Below are 17095 nucleotides of genomic sequence, written 5' to 3' on the forward strand. Positions count from 1 at the left end.
TAAAAAAGGGTGAAAGCAATGCGGCAACTGAAAAATAAGATTCAAACATTTTTAAGTCTTGCCTTATTAATTGTTTTGGCGGCTTCTTGTTCAAACCCCAAAAACAAGTCAACACTATTTACATGAAAAAACATACGGTAGTTATAATTTTACAACCGAGCAGCAATGGGATAGTCTGAACAATATTTCTTACAAACCTATATAGTTCATAAAAGTAAAAACTAAACACACGTTTCATATTTTTATACGACTTTTAAATGTTAAAACTATGATAATTATGTGACTTTTTATACCATTTATGTGTTATATATAGTAAGAGCCTACCTGCAATTATTTATGGTAAAATTAAATGAACGGCTTTTTAAAATTATAAATAATTATAAAAATAAAGTATGAAACGTATTATTGTATTATTAATAATCCTTTGTGGATTTACAGTAAATGCTCAAGAAGTAAAAAAAGAAGGAAAAACCTACAAAGTTAAAAAGGAAAAAATCTATCTAGATGGAGAGGAAGTAACAAACATTTTAAAAGATGAAGAAAAAACAACTATTTTAAAACAAGCTACTTTAATTTCTGAACAAAAGGAATTAAAAGAAAAAGCAAAAAAAGAGACCGAAAGAGCTAGAAAAAAGGCAGAGAAGAAACGCCAAAAAGCGAGAAAAAGAGCAGAAAAAAAGATACAAAAAGCCGAAAAAGCAAAAAAGAAATTAGATAAGTTAACTGACAAACTAAGAAAAACTGAAAAAAAATATAGAAAACTAAAAAGAAAGGGAAAATTATCGCCTAATGCTGAAGAAAGATGGCTAAATAAAATAGATAAGACAAAAGTAAAAATTGAAAAAACAAAAAGTAAGTTATAAATTTAGGTATTGCAAACTGTGATGATTAACCAGTAATAAAAAAGTCGTCTAAAAAGTAATTTTAGACGACTTTTTTATACTATTACCTCAAGTTTATTTTGTTTTCCTAAACATTAACCAGAAACCGATTAATACTAACGGAATACTCAATACCTGACCAGTATTTAGAGAATTGAATACCCAATCTTCTCGTCCGTCAACTTGTGCTTCTTTTAAAAATTCTATTACAAAACGTAACGACCACAACACTACCATGAATAACCCAAACAAAAATCCTGTTTGATTCTTTTTATCGGTTTTCCAATAGAAATACCACAAAGCTACAAACAATGCTAAATAGCTAAATGCTTCGTATAATTGGGTTGGGTGACGTGGCACCGTCTCTCCTGCTCTTTTAAAAATAACTCCAAAACTGCTTCCTGTTGGTTTTCCATAAATTTCAGAATTGAAAAAGTTCCCGAAACGGATAAAAAATCCAGCTAAGGCTACCATTATTCCTAATCTATCTAAAATAAACAACCAAGGTTTGTGTAAGTGTTTCTTAGCATAGAAATACATAACAAGTGGAATTGCAATTGCCGCTCCGTGACTTGCAAACCCTGTAAATCCTGTGAATTTCCATCCATCTAACAATCCGAATAAAGCAGAAGAACCTTCGTGCTTTTTAAACGGTAGTATAATTTCTAGTAAGTGGTTTTGGTAATAGTCCCAACTGTAAAAGAACACATCTCCTAAACGCATTCCTACCAACATAGAAACGAATACGTACATAAATAACGGATCTAGTTTTTCAACTGGAATGTTATCGTTAATGTAAATCTTTTTCATTAATCGAAGTCCTAATACAAATGCTGCCACAAACATTAAGCTGTACCAACGAATACCAAAACCTCCAATATTTATTATTTCTGGGTTCCAATCCCACACTATGGATAAAAAATTCATCTATTCTTATTTAGTTTTAACATTGTCATTGCGAATGTAATGAAGCAATCTTAAAAAAGAGATTACTTCGTCATAAACACCTCGTAATAACGATTATTTTTTTTCTTTTTTCTCAGGAACAGGATCATAACCACTTCCGCCCCACGGATGACAACTAAAAATTCTTTTCAATGCCAACCAACCACCATAAAACAATCCGTGTTTTTGTAATGCTTCTATGGTGTAGCTTGAACAGGTAGGTGAATACCTACACGTAGCGGGTGTAAACGGTGAAATTGCAGTTTGATAAAACCGAACCAACAATATAAATGGATATGTTAGGATTTTTTTCAATTAATTAACTGTAAACGTTGTTCCTTCTCTACCGTCTTTTAATTGAATTCCTAAAGCTAATAACTTATCGCGAATTTCATCAGACAACGCCCAGTCTTTATTTTCGCGAGCTTCTTTACGCATCGTGATTAACATTTCTACCACACCACTTAGTTTTTCAGAATTGTTCCCTTCTGAAGTTTCATTCATCAAACCTAAAACATCAAAAACAAATGCGTTAACGGTGTTTTTAAACACTGCTAAATCTTCAGAAGACAAACTTGCTTTCTCTTCTTTTATCTGATTGATGACTTTTACCCCTTCAAATAAATGTGATATTAAAATTGGCGTATTAAAGTCGTCATTCATGGCATCGTAGCAATCTTGCTTCCACTTTTGAACATCAAATGTAGAAGTAGCACCTGCTTCAATTTTATCTAAGAAAGTTACAGCTTCCATTAACTTCGCATGTCCTCTTTCAGCTGCTTCTAAAGCTTCTCCAGAAAAATCTAAGATACTACGGTAGTTGGCTTGCATATTGAAAAAACGAACCACACTAGCTGAAAACGCTTTTCCTAAAATGTCATTTTCTCCTGTTAAAATTTCGTTTGGTAAAATAAAGTTCCCTGTTGATTTTGCCATTTTTTGACTGTTCAACAACAACATATTGGTATGCATCCAGTAATTTACTGGTTTTACACCACTACAAGTTTGCGACTGTGCAATTTCACACTCATGATGTGGAAATTTTAAATCCATTCCTCCTCCGTGAATATCGAACTGCTCACCTAAGTATTTGGTACTCATTACCGAACACTCTAAGTGCCAACCAGGAAAACCATCACTCCAAGGCGAAGGCCAACGCATGATATGACGTTCATCGGCTTTTTTCCAAAGTGCAAAATCTTGTGGATTTCTTTTATCTGACTGCCCGTCTAAGGCTCTGGTGTTATGAATAGCATCTTCAAACTTTCTACCCGAAAGAACTCCATAGTTTCCTGTTTCGTTATATTTTAATACATCAAAATATACCGAACCGTTTACTTCATACGCAAATCCTTTATCCATGATTTCTTTAATCATTTCAATCTGCTCTACGATGTGTCCTGTCGCAGTAGGTTCTATACTTGGCGGTAAAAAGTTGTAATTGTTTAATACGTTGTGAAAATCTACTGTGTAACGTTGAACCACTTCCATTGGTTCAATCTCTTCTAAGCGTGCTTTTTTAGCAATTCTATCTTCTCCTTCATCTGCATCATTTTCTAAATGACCAGCATCGGTAATATTACGCACATAACGCACTTTGTACCCTAAGTGTAATAAATAACGATATACCACATCAAAAAACATAAAAGTTCGTACGTTTCCTAAATGGGCATTGCTATATACCGTAGGACCACATACGTACATTCCTACACGTCCTTCAATTACGGGTTTAAAAAGCTCTTTTGATTTGGTTAAAGAGTTGTATATTTTAAGTTGATTTTCTTTGTATAATTCCATAGTAAAAGTGACTATTAACGAACGCTAAGATAGGCACTTTAAAAAGAATACAGAAATGGAATTTGTTAGCAATTTTATAAAAATAAAAAGTAGTTTTATTTCTGTTTCTTTATTTATTTTTCAATTTTAATTGACTGTATTTACCGTCTATTTCTATTTTTTTGTCTTTTGAAATAAGGGTAAAATCTCCGTTGTATTCTACGCTTCCGTCTTTTAACTTCTTAATTCTATCACTTTCTATAGTAAACACCTTGTTGGCTCCTACCAAGTTTACACCAGCTTCTGAATAGTTTAAAAAAACTTTTAAATTATTATGATTAGAATGCACTTTTGTAATTGTTAAGTTTCCGAACTCATTATTCACTTCTACATCATTATATACATTACTTAGTACCACTCCTGACGAGTTAAAATTTAACTTGGTATTGGTAACCGATGCTAACTGAGCATCGGTTACATTATTTAAGAACAACGTACACGCGTTTAATGAATTTATGTTTACAGGTGAATATGAAATATTCAATTTTCCACCATCAAGCGCATCAGCTTTAAAGGTACCGTAACTAACTTTTCCTGAAGCTTTGGTTTTTGGCAAGGTTACTTTACTGTGACGGGTATTTAAATCAAACGTTGCTGATTTTGGTACTTTTACAATAATTTTCTTGGTAACTTTTACTTTTTTACCGTTTACCATAAAATTGTTACTATCAGATGAAAAAGAGTAGCTAACACGATTTTTATTCATTTTTCTTCTTGCTTTATGCATCTCTTCTCTTGCCTTGTGCATTTCTTCTCTTGCTTTCGCTAGCTCTTTTCGTATCTCTTCTCTATTAATTTTTCGAACCTCAGCTCTCGCTTTCGCCACTTCTCTTCTAAGTTCTTCTTGATTAATTCTTTCTACCTTAATCTTTTTTAGTTCTTCTTTAATCTCTTTTTTTCTTTCTTCTTGATGTTTTTTAAACTCTTTATATTTATCTGTTTTCTTGAATTCTTCCCATTCTTTCTTTGATTTTATGGTAATATCATTTACACCATCTTTCCACCTAAAGAAATAATTATCACCGTCTTTTGCATACTTATCAAAGTCAAATTCGATGTCTTCTAAGCCTGTAACAATTTCTTCAAAATTAATTTCTGGGATTTCAATCTCAGGAATTTCTGGCATCTCTGGCATTTCAGGAATTCTTACCTCTGGAACTACAATTACCTCATCGTCACTATCAAATTGAAATGCTCTTGGAAAGTTATTATCTGATGAATTAAAGAACACAATATTATCATTTCCTAATGAACGGAAACTATTTCTATTTGCGTTGATTTGCACTTTACTTTTGTTACCTAAAGCTTCAAATTTCCAGTTATCTAAATACTTTTGAGCTTCTTTTTTATCAAGCCCTTCCACTTCAACAACTGCCTCTACTGAGACTTCGTTCTTGTTCCAAGTAGTTACATCGATCTCTGCATTAGATGCGTTAATGCTTACTACTACGTCTTTATTGGTTTTAAAATTTTCACTAAACTTTTTGTTGTATTTCTGAGCAGATACAACGCCAGTTACTAACAGTAAAAAAACACTGATTTTAAATTGTTTGAATGTCATTTTGAGTTGGATTTTTAAATTCTTGTAATTGTTTTTGCATACGTTTTAACAGCTGTAAACGCAGTTGCAGGTTTCCAATCAATGCATTGATAGTATCGTCGTTAACTCCTTTTGTATTGAGCTCTTGGGTTAACGATTTATATTCTTTGGTTAGTTCACCTATTTTGGTCAAATAACCGTCAAAAAGTTCTTTGTTTTCACTTGTTAATTCAAGTTGACTTAACTCGTAATTAATGGTATTTACATAATAATCTTCAACCGTTTTTAACTCGGGTGAAATGGTACCTAAACTAATTTGGTTTCGAATTTCTTTTGGAACCTCATTTATTATTGGATCTACAGTATTCGTTGGATAAAACTGAATTCCCAAACTCACCAACAACACTACAGACGCCGCTATATATAACCACTGATATGATTTTTTTGTTCGTGGTGTTGTATGCAATTCATCTAGCAACTTTTGTTGAAAACGCTGTCTGTGATTGGTTGATAATTTTTCTGTGTTTTCAACCTCATTTTTTAGTATTTCTCTAATATCTTTAGACATGATGTACTGCTTTTAATTGCTCTTGTACTTGTTTTTTTCCTCGTAATAAATGTGTTCTCGAACTCACTTCAGAAATCCCTAATATTTGTGAAATTTCTCCATGGTCATATCCTTCTAATAAGAACAGTGTCAACACTATTCTGTACTTTTCTTTTAATTGCTGAATGCAGTTTACTATATCTTGATACGATATGGTCGACGCTACATTCCAATTATCATGATCATCATCTACCAATGTGGTTGTTTCTTCATTTAAAGAAATCAATTCTAGCTTCCTCTTCTTTAAATAATCAATACTCTGATTGATAACAATCCTTTTCAACCAAGCACCAAACGTTACTTCTTCTTTGTACGAATCAATATTTTTAAACGCTTTTATAAATGCTTCTTGTACTACATCTTCCGCAGTAAATGAATCTTTCACATACCGCAATGCTACTGTAAACATCGCATCACAATACAAATCATACAATTGCATTTGTGCTTTTGCATCATTATTTCTACAGGCATCTATAACCGGTTGATGTATCTGTTTGGTTGACTTCATTATTGATTTCTTACCTTAAAGACGAGTCTTTTTCTGCTCCGTTGCATTTTCCTGCATTTTTATTTCTAAATTTACATTATTATTCTGTTTTAGCTATACAATGACCGACAAAAACAAATCTGCACTCTCTGAAAAAGATGGGGTTTCACAACCTGAAACTACTAGTAAATCATCCGCAGAAAAAATAAAACGTAGCAGAAGAAAAAATACCTCTACCGAAGAATTTGTAACCCAAATATTAGCAGGAAACATTCCTTTTTTAAGTAGAGCGATTACCTTGGTAGAAAGCACCAACCCGAAACACCAAGAACAGGCGAATGAAATTTTAGAAGCCTGCTTACCACATGCTAACAAATCGGTACGAATCGGAATTACGGGAGTTCCTGGAGTAGGAAAAAGTACATTTATTGAGTCTTTCGGAAAACATTTAACTTCGCTGGGTAAAAAAGTCGCGGTATTAGCAGTAGACCCAAGTAGCTCGGTACACAAAGGAAGTATTTTAGGAGATAAAACCCGTATGGAAGAATTGGTTACTGATGAAAACGCATTTATCCGTCCCTCTCCTTCGGGTACTTCACTAGGTGGTGTTGCCCAAAAAACACGAGAAAGTATTATTTTGTGTGAAGCAGCAGGTTTTGATACCATTATTATTGAAACTGTAGGAGTTGGTCAATCAGAAACTGCGGTACACTCCATGACCGATTTCTTTTTATTACTGAAGTTGGCAGGTGCTGGTGATGAATTGCAAGGAATTAAACGTGGAATTATTGAAATGGCAGATGCCATTGTGATTAACAAAGCAGACAGCGGTAACGAAAAAAATGCGAAGATTGCAAAAGTTGAGTTTAACAGAGCCTTACATTTATATCCACCTAAAGATAGTGGGTGGCAACCCAAAGTTTTGTTAGCAAGTGCGCTTCAACATCAAGGAATTGACGCTATTTATACTATGATTGATGAATACATTACGTTGGCAAAAAACTCTGGATATTTTCAACAAAAAAGAAACGAACAGAATAACTATTGGTTGTTAGAAACCATTAATCAGCAACTAAAAAGTAATTTTTACAACAACCCAAAAATTAAAGAATTATTGCAGCAAGAAGTTGCCAAACTAGAAAGCGGAAAAACCACACCGTTTACGGCTGCAAAGCGATTATTAGATAAAAACTATGGAAAATAATAACAGTTTAACTTGGAGTGATTTTACAAAAGTAGAGATGCGTATAGGTACTATTATTTCTGCTGAGCTATTTAAAGAAGTAAAAAATCCTGCCTATAAAATGCAGGTAGATTTTGGTGACTACGGAATTAAAAAAACCTCTGCACAAATTACCAAGCTATACCAACCTGAAGACTTGATAGGAAAACAAGTCGTTGCTGTGGTAAACTTTCCTAAAAAACAAATTGCGAATATGATGAGTGAATGTTTGGTTTTGGGTGGTTTAGGTGATGATAAAGAAGTGACACTTTTAACAGCTGAACGTGCGGTTAAAAATGGGACTAAGGTTGCGTAAGTTTTTACTAAAAAAAGTTTTAGTGCTTTGGTTGAAAGAAATGACAAAACGTTTACACCCAACGGTTCAACAGTTTTAGTAACAGATGATGTACTTACCATACTTGGAGAAACCAAGTCTATCGCGAAACTGTATAAGGAATACATCAGTTATGAAATAGATAAACTAGATACGGAGGAGACTACTTAATTTTTGGTTTGATTTCTAAAGTTTAAAATAGCTATATTCGCTACTAAGCTATATCAGTTTACTAAAATGACGGATATCTAAATCATTTAGTCAAAAGCTGAAAAAATAACCTATGGATTTTAAACCAATAAGAAACAAATTAAGAAATCTCACTCTTGACTCAGTAACAAATGAGCTTTTAATAATCCTAAAAGAATTTGAAAAAGGTGAAAAAAAACATAGATTTTGGCATCCTTTGATTTTATTGAAGTGGAATTTAGAATTTTCAGATAAGAAACTCAAAGCTAAAAAAGCTAATAGAACTGATATTTTAAGACTCTTAAAAAAAATAGATGAATTAGAAATGTCTCATAATACCTTTCGTATTAAAAAAGGACAGAGTTATACAAAAACTTTTACGATACTGGCCCATCAACAATTCTTATATCAAGAATTTACATGGTGGGATAATTTTGCAAGACAATTAATTTTATTCAATGATTTAAAATCAAGGTACTCCATCAAAGAGTCTTTTAAAAACTTAACAAACCTTTCTGTATCTACATTTTTAAATATTTCATGTATAATTTAGCTTTATTCTCATAATGAGGAATTAACGAAAATACCTTATTATGGATATATAAATAATGACATTAAGACTCTCTTAATTACAATCTATTCGCAAGAAGAAGTAAAATCGTATTTAGATTTGCTAACTGTATCTAAAGATAATATTAATGAAGTATTGAATGAAGACAATAGAGTTTTAAGAAACTATAACCTTCAAACTTTTGAACCCTCTTTATTTACCAGAAAACCATATTTCTTGCACAAGAATAAACTATTAATTCCTCATAAAGATATACTTCATCATAACTTTAATTATTTTCTTTATGAGTACTTAAAACAAAAAGATGAAAACTTCACTACTGAACTTGGGTTGCGTTTAGAAAAATATGTCCAATTGGGACTTAATGAATCAAACCAGAATTATACAACTGAAAATCAATTGAAGAAATTAATTGGATTAAAAGAAAACTTAGTAGATTTTATTATTTCAGACAAAGTTTTTGTGGAAGTCAAAGCAATAGAATCAAAACCCTATGTGGGTGCTAATCCTACCGATAAAATTCTTGGAAATGAATTTAGAAAAAATTTGGTTAAAGCCTATGTAAAACAAATGGTTAATGTTGCCCATAATTTAAAATCACAAACTGAATATTTTGGCATTATAATTACATATAAAAAATTATTTTTAGGAACCTCTGAAGATATTTGGAATCAATTTTTGGAGGAAGAAACTCATAAAGTTTGGAAAAACAATGAATATTTAATTATTCCTTATTCAAATTTATTTGTAATGGATATTTACACTTGGGATAAGCTAATTCAAGTCTTAAAAGACAATTCTAGTGTAACATTGGAAACTATTTTGAGAAAAGTAAAAGAAGATAATGCCACGGAAGAAACTAAGAAATTTCATTTTTCTATGCATCTTGACGATTATAATTTTACAAAATTTGATTTATCTTATTTAAAAGAAGCAAATGACAGAGTTTTTTCAAAGACTAATTTGTAGTAATTATTATATATAATGCGCGACTCTACACCCCAAAAAAATAGACCCTTTGACAAAAGGGTTACTTAGTTCAGTACAAAGCCTGCGACTAAAACTTTCATCCTCTAACTATATATAGTTGATATCAATAACGAAACAAAACTCTCCTCTCCTAACTTTCTAAAAAAATCTAATTAACGTATCTTGCAGTCTTATTAAAAGACGCCTATAATGCAAGACAATACTACACGTACTTATATAAAAAATGTGTTAGAAAATATGCCAGTAGATTGGCTAAATCTAACCACACACCGACTGGATATTTATGTAGAAGAGCTAGCTAAAACTCAGTTTTTAGAGCAATTTGAAGATTTATATAAAAACAACAATGCAACTGCTACTGCATTGAAGGAATTACCTACTGCATACGATTATATTCGTTTAGGACACCCTTTATCATCTGTATTAGAATGGACGATAGCCAAATTACATAACACAAAAGCAGAAAATATAATTAGCTTTTCGTCGCAAACCGTTCCTGTATTAGCAGTGTTAAGAGCAAATTTGTTTGCTAACAAAAACACACGAATAGTATACACTAATGAATTACCAAGCTCTTTTGATGCAGAAGTAATTAAAAATGTATACGGGTATCAATTTGAGTTACAAAAAATTAATAGTATTGAGAATATTACAGAATTTGACGGTAGTACCGTATTCATTTCTGAGCAAAAAGATATTTGTCTTTTCAATAGCAACTCAACTATTGATTTTATCATTAATACACGCCCTGAATTAGGAAGTATTGTATTCGTAAATGGTGAACAAAATGATGCTTACATTTCAGAAATTCAACATGTAAGAAGAAGAGAAACCATTGCCATGACTCCTGCCAACACCTTGGTAGCTTTAAAAAAGCTTGTGGGTGAATCTGCTGACACTACTGTGACTGATGTAGTACAAAACAAAGCTAAAGTTGAAAAATTAATCAATCAAATTACCAATACCAGCACAAAAGCTTTGGTAGCATCAAGTGGACTTTCAATTCAGTATGCTATTTTAATGGGATTGATCGATTATGCGCTTGAAAATCACCAAGGAAAATCAATTAAAATTGTAGTTCCACCAAACTGTTACGGTGGTACTAATGATCAAGCAAGACGTGTAGCAGCTTGTTTAGATAATGTAGAAGTGGTTGATTTTGCTGTTGACGGAGACAACAATATGGTAGAAAACATTGATACGGTCTTAACCAATATTGCTGAACAAGATGCGGTTCCTTATATCATTGCTGAAATTCCTACCAACCCAAGGGTTGAAGTACCAAACCTTACCGATTTAAGAGATGTTTTAAGTAAAAAACGTACTACTCCAACTGGTAAAATAGCGGTAGATCCTGTTTTTATTTTAGATCAAACTTTCTGTCCAAACGTACACTTTTTAGGTGATACGGATATGTTAGCTAGCGTTAGAACTATTTCTTTTGCCAGCGGATCTAAATTCCCAAGTGGAGGTAAATGTACTGCGGGTTATTGTATTGGAAACAAAACAACAAATGTTTTAATCGATAAAATCGAAAAGCACTTACACATTTGTGATAATGAAGCGACTCCGCTTCAATATGAAATATTAGCGACACAAATGCCTTCGATGACGCAACGAATTAGCGATGCTTACAAGAATACTCGTGAGTTTGTAAACTTTATCCATGAGGTTTTACCAGAAGCAAAAATTAATTTTGTGTCAGAAGAACTAGCTTCACAAAGATTTACGCCATCAGTCTTTTCATTAGACCTTCCTACCAAGGGAAATACAGCTGAGGAAAAAGAAGCCTATAAAAGAGCCTTAAACTTGAAGCTTATCAATTTAATGATTACTGAAATTCCTGATGAAAGTAAGTATTGTGTAAGTTACGGACAGCTAAAAGGATGTTACTGGACAATCCCAGCTACCTCAACGCAAGGAACTACCAAAGAAGGTGATAAAGATTATATTGCCCGTGTAGCACTATCTCCTGATATGGATTTGGAACTTCATAAAAAAGTTTTTCTAGATTTTGTAAAAAGTATATAATTAAAAGGAGGTTTAAAAACCTCCTTTTTTGTTATTATTCTTAAACTATTTAATTAATGTAAAATCTTAAAAAGTAATTCTTTTAAGATGTCTGCTTGAGTTTGGTTAGCTCCTACTCCTTTACTCTTTACATCGGCTTCGCGTAATAAAGCTATAATTTGCGATACTTTACGCATTGGATAATTACGAGCAGCATTAACATAATCATCAACAAAATAAGGGTTCACCCCTAAATTTTTAGCTACAGAAGCTTTCGATTTATCTTTCAGTCCGTGATACATTAACAGCTGTGTAAAAAAACTGTTCAGCAAAGAAATTGTCATTACCAATGGATTGTTCTTTGGGTTTTGTGCAAAATAATTGATAATCCTATTCGCTTTTACCACATCACGCTGTCCCACTGCTTTACGTAGCTCAAAATTGTTAAAGTCTTTTGAAATACCAATATTTTCTTCAATATGTTTATCGGTAATAATCGTTTCGGCAGGTAACACCGAAGTTAATTTGTCTAACTCATTGCTAATTTTACTAAGGTCGGTACCTAAAAACTCCACCAACATTTGTGCTGCTTTGGGTTCTATATTAAACTTTTTCCCACCCAACACTTGACGAATCCAATCAGCTACCTGATTATCATACAACTTTTTACTCTCATAAATAAGTCCGCTCTTGGCAATAGCTTTATATGCTTTTTTACGTTTATCGAGTTTTTTGTACTTGTAGTTGAATACTAATACCGTGCTAGGTTGCGGATTTTCAGCGTACGCTTCTATCTTTTCAATTGAACGACTTAAATCTTGTGCTTCTTTAACTATGATTACTTGCTTTTCAGCCATCATAGGAAATCGCTTTGCCGATGATACAATTTCCTCTATCGACACATCACGACCGTACATCACTACTTGATTGAATCCTTTTTCAGATTCATCGAGCACATTATCTTCAATATAATCAGAAATTTTATCGATGTAATACGGTTCTTCCCCCATTAAAAAATAAATGGGTTTGATGTTCCCTCCTTTAATATCGGATATGATAGATTTAATTTCGTTCATAAGTCTTTCTTCTGCCTTCTTTTGGTGTTGTTATTTAAAATGTTATAACTAATGTCATTTCGAAAGAGCTTACGACTGAGAAATTTCAACAATAAGAATCGCTCTCCTCATGAGAATCCTCCCTCTGGTCAGAATGACAAAACTGGAACGTCATAACGAAGAGTAAAAACGACGTGGCTATCTCTCCTTCTAGAAAAAGATTGTTTCACTATCACTCGCAATGACGAAACTCTTCATTACGAAGTAGGTGCGACTGAAGTAATCTCACTCTCAATATACAGATTGCTTCGCTATCACTCGCAATGACGGTTTCTCCCTCTTCGACGTTCGGAATAACTTATAAATTTCTTACTTTTGACATATGCAAAAGCTCAATCTTCCTAGCTATACATTCAAGCTCAAAAGTAACGAAAATAAGACGCTTATTTTTGATAATTTGAGAAAAAAATATGTGGTCTTAACTCCAGAGGAATGGGTGCGCCAGCATTTTGTTCAGTTATTAATTCAAGAAAAAAACTATCCTGTTTCTTTAATAGCAATTGAAAAACAACTAGTTATTAACAACTTAAAAAAACGTACTGATATTGTCGTTTTTTCTTCGAATGGACACCCGAATATTATTGTAGAATGTAAGGCTCCACATATTAAAATAACACAAGATACTTTTGATCAAATTGCGCGTTATAATTTAAAGCTAGATGCCAACTACCTAATTGTCACCAACGGATTACAACACTTTTTTTGTGTGTTAGATAAAGAGAATGAAACTTATGTGTTTTTAAGAGACATCCCTGAGTACAACTAAACACTTATGAATAACGACTTAACAACTGAATTTGTAACTATCATAGAAAAAGATGCATGGATGTTATCCATTTTAGAGGCCGTTAAAAGTTTAAGCTTACCTGATTGTTGGATTGGAGCTGGTTTTGTTAGAAATAAAATTTGGGATTATAAACACAATAGAACAAGGACTTCGTTAAACGACATTGATGTAATTTATTTTGACGAAAACAACGCTTCTAGAGAAAGTGACTTACTACTTGAAGAAAAACTAAGCGCTATGATTCCCTCTGTAAATTGGTCTGTAAAAAACCAAGTAAGGATGAGTATAAGAAATGGTCACCTGCCATATAAAAATTGTTGTGAAGCTATTTCTTATTGGCCTGAAACAGCGACAGCTATTGCTGTTCAATTAAGCTCAGATAATCAGATTAAGATTATTGCTCCATATGGTTTAAATGATTTATTTAACCTTGTAGTGAAGCCCACTCCTAATTTTGATTTGACAACGTATCGTACCAGAGTTACAAACAAAGGATGGAAAAATACTTGGGAAAAGTTGTTTATTGAAGAGTAAAAGGCTCACCTCATGAGATTTCTCCTCCTACCTCCTTCGAAATGACAAAAATAAGACATCATAACGAGGAGTGATAACGACGTTGCTATCTCTTTTTCAATTAACAGATTGCTTCACTTTAGCCTGTCTTGAGCGACAGATGAAAGGCTAGCAATGACGATTACTATAATGTCATTTCGAAGGAGGTAGGAGGAGAAATCTTAAACATAGTAGTTTCTTAGTTGAATGAGATTTAGCTTCGCTGAACCTTACAGTTTCTCTTATTCGTTCGAAATTATAATTTCTTCTCCTTTGTCTTTCTCAATAACGGTAACTTCTTTAATGACACCCAACACATATTTCAACACAAAAAATTATGCGCTTATAACATTCGTTTATCTTTTTTACACTCTATTTCTTAAATTCACATAACAAAACAACTTCATACCAAACTTTAAAAATTAATTTTATGAGCAATACTATTAAACTAAACTTTATAAACAGATCTAATGATGCTAATAATAGTAGCGTTGTGATTTTCCAAAAGAACGTTGCAAGCAATTTTAATGAACGTCATACTGCATGGAAGGTAATTAAAAACCCAAGTCATAAGGAAAGTCACCCTATCCATTACTCTACCAACTTTCAAGTTGCTGCTAGTGATTCCTACGGAAACCACACCCCTACATTAACTTCTAACCATGGAGATACTTTTGAAATGACCAATGATATTTCTGGAAATATTTTACGAAAATCTTCAACTTCAGCAATAAATCCAGACGAAGTAGAAGTAAGAAACAACTTGATTAGTGGTGCTATTGATGCCTACTGTTATAGAGATGGTAAATTATTAGCTACTAAAAGGGGAATTGCTCCAGCTCAAAAAGCTGTTTTTAAGTTTACTCCAAATATTTATATTGGAGTCGTTTCACAAATTGAAGAAGGAGAGCTTATGAACTCTGCTATCATTTCGGAAATTAACACCGAAATTAACTTGTTTGGTATTAATAGTGCCGATATTGTTATGACTGGTGAAGGTCCTGAGCCTTTTAACTTCAGTTTAGAGAATGTAACATATGCCCATGTAGAATCTAACTAAGAATTAATCACCTCGTGAGATTCCTCCCATACGGTCGGAATGACAAAACTGAAACGTCATAGCGAAGCACAATTATCATTTCGAAGGAGGCTACGACTGAGAAATCTTAAACATAAGAGTTACTCCTTTGAATGAGATTTAGCTTCGCTGAACCTTACGGTTTCTCTCATCCGTTCGAAATGACGGAACACAGAATGATTACCGCTTTTTTAACACAAATTCATTTATAAAATGTAAATTTGCCGTCTTGAAAACCGCTATTATCATATTAAACTGGAACGGAAAAAAATTGCTTGAGCAGTTTTTACCTTCAGTGGTGAATTTTAGTTCCCACGAAGCTGAAGTTTATGTTGCTGATAATGCTTCATCCGACGATTCAATTGAATTCGTTAAGCAACATTTTCCTTCTGTTAAAATTGTACAAAACACCCAAAACGGTGGATATGCTAAAGGATATAACGACGCTTTACAACATATTGATGCTGATGTATATTGTTTAGTAAATTCTGATATTGAAGTTACCAAAAACTGGCTAACACCTATTCTATCTATTTTTGAAAAAGAAGCACATACTGCTATTATTCAGCCAAAAATTTTAGACTTTAAAAACAAAACTAAATTTGAATATGCAGGTGCTGGTGGTGGTTTTATTGATGCTTTTGGATATCCCTATTGTCGAGGTCGACTTTTTAACGATTTGGAAACCGATAACGGACAGTTTAACGATACAACTGAAATTTTTTGGGCATCAGGTGCTTGTTTTTTTATTCGTTCTGAAGTTTTTCTTCAACTCAACGGTTTTGACGAAGACTTTTTTGCTCATCAGGAAGAGATTGATTTATGCTGGCGTGCTAAAAACGGTGGACATATTATAAAGTACGTTGGGGCTTCAACCGTGTATCATGTAGGTGGAGCAACACTAGATACTTTGAATCCTAAAAAAACATTTTTAAATTTTAGGAATAGTTTACTCAACTTAGTTAAAAACTTACCTTCTGCTAAATTGTTTCCAATTATTTTTTCTCGTTTAATCTTAGACGGATTGGCTAGCGTTAAATTTTTACTAGAAGGGAAACCCAACCACTTGTTTGCTATTTTAAAAGCTCATTTTAGTTTTTATGCACACCTTTCTAAGTTCATAAAAAAGAGAAAAGGATCTCCAAAAAAATCAAATTACTACGAGCATAAATCTGTAGTTTGGCAGTATTATGCTAAAGGAAGAAAAAAGTTTACCGAATTACGTTAATTCTTGCTCATCTTTATAGATATAGTAGAGTAAAAAGAAGACTGCTATTCCGCCAAAAGTATGCCATAACCAATGTGTACCCATAGGTAATAACTCTACTTTTTTATCTAGAGTTCTAAATAATAAAGCTATTCCAAAAACTGCTCCTCCGTATGCTATGTATTTTACATTTCTCCAGTGTGTCTTGTAAGCATACCATACCAAAGGGGTTACCACTGCTAAAGCTGTTACTGCATAACCAAACGATGTTCTATACCCTATAGGTATGGGTAAAAATCTTGGTAAAATAGATACTATCAACATTCCCAACAAAATCCCTATTCGTTGCCACCATTTCTTTTTAATTTTTCTTATGAAATAAATAATGGCTCCCAAGCATACAATCATAATAGGAATCCAATCTAACAACAACCAAAACTCATGACTTCTTGTACCGTGAAACATGGTACCTCCTATCCAGCTAATAAATATTACGGGAATGGCAAACAGAAAAAATGGGTGTTGCTTAGGGTTTTGATAGATTCTTCTTCCGAAGTAAATCAGTAGTACAATAAAAATTAAGTTGCTGAAAGTATTGAAAGGCTCAACAGGCAATCTGCCTGCGATGGTTTCTTGATATATTGGTCCGCTGTCGTTGGGGAATCTATCCAGTAAAAACATATATCCTTTTTCTATTCTGTACTAAGATAGGAATTGTGTTTTTAATTAGAAAGTGATTTTTTA

19 protein-coding genes are annotated in these 17095 nt (G+C 32.8%); 11 read left to right on the forward strand and 8 right to left on the reverse strand.

Annotated elements, in window-relative coordinates; all coding sequences use genetic code 11:
- The first annotated feature begins 392 nt into the window (after window positions 1-392).
- On the forward strand, window positions 393-863 hold the full coding sequence (locus DFQ07_RS08585; protein ID WP_133535884.1) for a hypothetical protein: 471 nt from the start codon (window positions 393-395) through the stop codon (window positions 861-863).
- A gap of 93 nt (window positions 864-956) precedes the next feature.
- Here the strand turns inward: DFQ07_RS08585 and lgt are convergent, their stop codons facing one another.
- The 6 genes from lgt to DFQ07_RS08615 all read right to left on the reverse strand — a co-directional run bounded on the left by lgt (window position 957) and on the right by DFQ07_RS08615 (window position 6317).
- Window positions 957-1808, reverse strand: a complete 852-nt coding sequence (lgt, locus tag DFQ07_RS08590; protein ID WP_133535885.1) for a prolipoprotein diacylglyceryl transferase — start codon at window positions 1806-1808, stop codon at window positions 957-959.
- 93 nt (window positions 1809-1901) lie between these two features.
- A complete protein-coding gene (yidD, locus tag DFQ07_RS08595) occupies window positions 1902-2141 on the reverse strand; it encodes a membrane protein insertion efficiency factor YidD (RefSeq protein WP_125343682.1) in 240 nt (79 codons plus the stop codon).
- The gene (gene cysS / locus DFQ07_RS08600; protein WP_133535886.1) at window positions 2142-3623 is read right to left on the reverse strand and encodes a cysteine--tRNA ligase; all 1482 of its coding nucleotides are present in this window, start codon (window positions 3621-3623) and stop codon (window positions 2142-2144) included.
- A gap of 109 nt (window positions 3624-3732) precedes the next feature.
- Window positions 3733-5223: a hypothetical protein gene (locus DFQ07_RS08605; protein ID WP_133535887.1), complete on the reverse strand. Its 1491-nt coding sequence runs from the start codon at window positions 5221-5223 to the stop codon at window positions 3733-3735.
- On the reverse strand, window positions 5204-5770 hold the full coding sequence (locus DFQ07_RS08610; protein ID WP_133535888.1) for a hypothetical protein: 567 nt from the start codon (window positions 5768-5770) through the stop codon (window positions 5204-5206). The genes DFQ07_RS08605 and DFQ07_RS08610 overlap by 20 nt, the downstream gene beginning before the upstream one ends.
- Window positions 5763-6317 (reverse strand): RNA polymerase sigma factor, encoded by a 555-nt coding sequence (locus DFQ07_RS08615; protein ID WP_133535889.1) that lies wholly within the window; start codon window positions 6315-6317, stop codon window positions 5763-5765. Before DFQ07_RS08615 ends, DFQ07_RS08610 begins: the two co-directional genes overlap by 8 nt.
- A 100-nt stretch (window positions 6318-6417) precedes the next feature.
- Here DFQ07_RS08615 and meaB point away from each other — a divergent pair, with 100 nt between their 5' ends.
- The 6 genes from meaB to DFQ07_RS08640 all read left to right on the forward strand — a co-directional run bounded on the left by meaB (window position 6418) and on the right by DFQ07_RS08640 (window position 11633).
- Window positions 6418-7500, forward strand: coding sequence for a methylmalonyl Co-A mutase-associated GTPase MeaB (meaB, locus tag DFQ07_RS08620; protein WP_133535890.1), 1083 nt, complete (start codon window positions 6418-6420; stop codon window positions 7498-7500).
- Window positions 7490-7834: a tRNA-binding protein gene (locus DFQ07_RS08625; RefSeq protein ID WP_133535891.1), complete on the forward strand. Its 345-nt coding sequence runs from the start codon at window positions 7490-7492 to the stop codon at window positions 7832-7834. Before meaB ends, DFQ07_RS08625 begins: the two co-directional genes overlap by 11 nt.
- Before the next feature lie 27 nt (window positions 7835-7861).
- Window positions 7862-8023, forward strand: a complete 162-nt coding sequence (locus tag DFQ07_RS15580; protein WP_166627756.1) for a hypothetical protein — start codon at window positions 7862-7864, stop codon at window positions 8021-8023.
- A 112-nt stretch (window positions 8024-8135) separates the two neighbouring features.
- Window positions 8136-8594 carry a hypothetical protein gene (locus DFQ07_RS08630; RefSeq protein WP_133535892.1) on the forward strand — a complete coding sequence of 153 codons (459 nt, stop codon included), beginning with the start codon at window positions 8136-8138 and terminating at the stop codon, window positions 8592-8594.
- Window positions 8595-8711: 117 nt separating this feature from the next.
- Window positions 8712-9581, forward strand: a complete 870-nt coding sequence (locus tag DFQ07_RS08635) for a hypothetical protein (protein ID WP_133535893.1) — start codon at window positions 8712-8714, stop codon at window positions 9579-9581.
- Between the two features lie 210 nt (window positions 9582-9791).
- The gene (locus tag DFQ07_RS08640) at window positions 9792-11633 is read left to right on the forward strand and encodes a PLP-dependent aminotransferase family protein (RefSeq protein WP_133535894.1); all 1842 of its coding nucleotides are present in this window, start codon (window positions 9792-9794) and stop codon (window positions 11631-11633) included.
- A 53-nt stretch (window positions 11634-11686) separates the two neighbouring features.
- On the opposite strand, the gene holA is transcribed toward DFQ07_RS08640, so the two are convergent.
- Window positions 11687-12688 carry a DNA polymerase III subunit delta gene (holA, locus tag DFQ07_RS08645; protein WP_133535895.1) on the reverse strand — a complete coding sequence of 334 codons (1002 nt, stop codon included), beginning with the start codon at window positions 12686-12688 and terminating at the stop codon, window positions 11687-11689.
- Window positions 12689-13049: 361 nt separating this feature from the next.
- On the opposite strand from holA, the gene DFQ07_RS08650 reads away from it, so the two are divergent.
- The 4 genes from DFQ07_RS08650 (at window position 13050) to DFQ07_RS08665 (ending at window position 16372) form a co-directional block, all read left to right on the forward strand.
- Window positions 13050-13493: a type I restriction enzyme HsdR N-terminal domain-containing protein gene (locus tag DFQ07_RS08650; protein ID WP_133535896.1), complete on the forward strand. Its 444-nt coding sequence runs from the start codon at window positions 13050-13052 to the stop codon at window positions 13491-13493.
- Between the two features lie 6 nt (window positions 13494-13499).
- Entirely contained in the window at window positions 13500-14048 is a 549-nt protein-coding gene (locus DFQ07_RS08655) for a nucleotidyltransferase family protein (RefSeq protein ID WP_133535897.1), read from the forward strand.
- Window positions 14049-14496: 448 nt separating this feature from the next.
- Window positions 14497-15126 (forward strand): hypothetical protein, encoded by a 630-nt coding sequence (locus DFQ07_RS08660; RefSeq protein WP_133535898.1) that lies wholly within the window; start codon window positions 14497-14499, stop codon window positions 15124-15126.
- 247 nt (window positions 15127-15373) lie between these two features.
- Entirely contained in the window at window positions 15374-16372 is a 999-nt protein-coding gene (locus DFQ07_RS08665) for a glycosyltransferase family 2 protein (RefSeq protein ID WP_133535899.1), read from the forward strand.
- Here the strand turns inward: DFQ07_RS08665 and DFQ07_RS08670 are convergent.
- Entirely contained in the window at window positions 16364-17032 is a 669-nt protein-coding gene (locus DFQ07_RS08670; protein ID WP_133535900.1) for a ceramidase domain-containing protein, read from the reverse strand. The genes DFQ07_RS08665 and DFQ07_RS08670 overlap by 9 nt on opposite strands.
- Between the last annotated feature and the right edge of the window lie 63 nt (window positions 17033-17095).

Source organism: Tenacibaculum caenipelagi (assembly GCF_004363005.1).
GTDB lineage: Bacteria > Bacteroidota > Bacteroidia > Flavobacteriales > Flavobacteriaceae > Polaribacter > Polaribacter caenipelagi.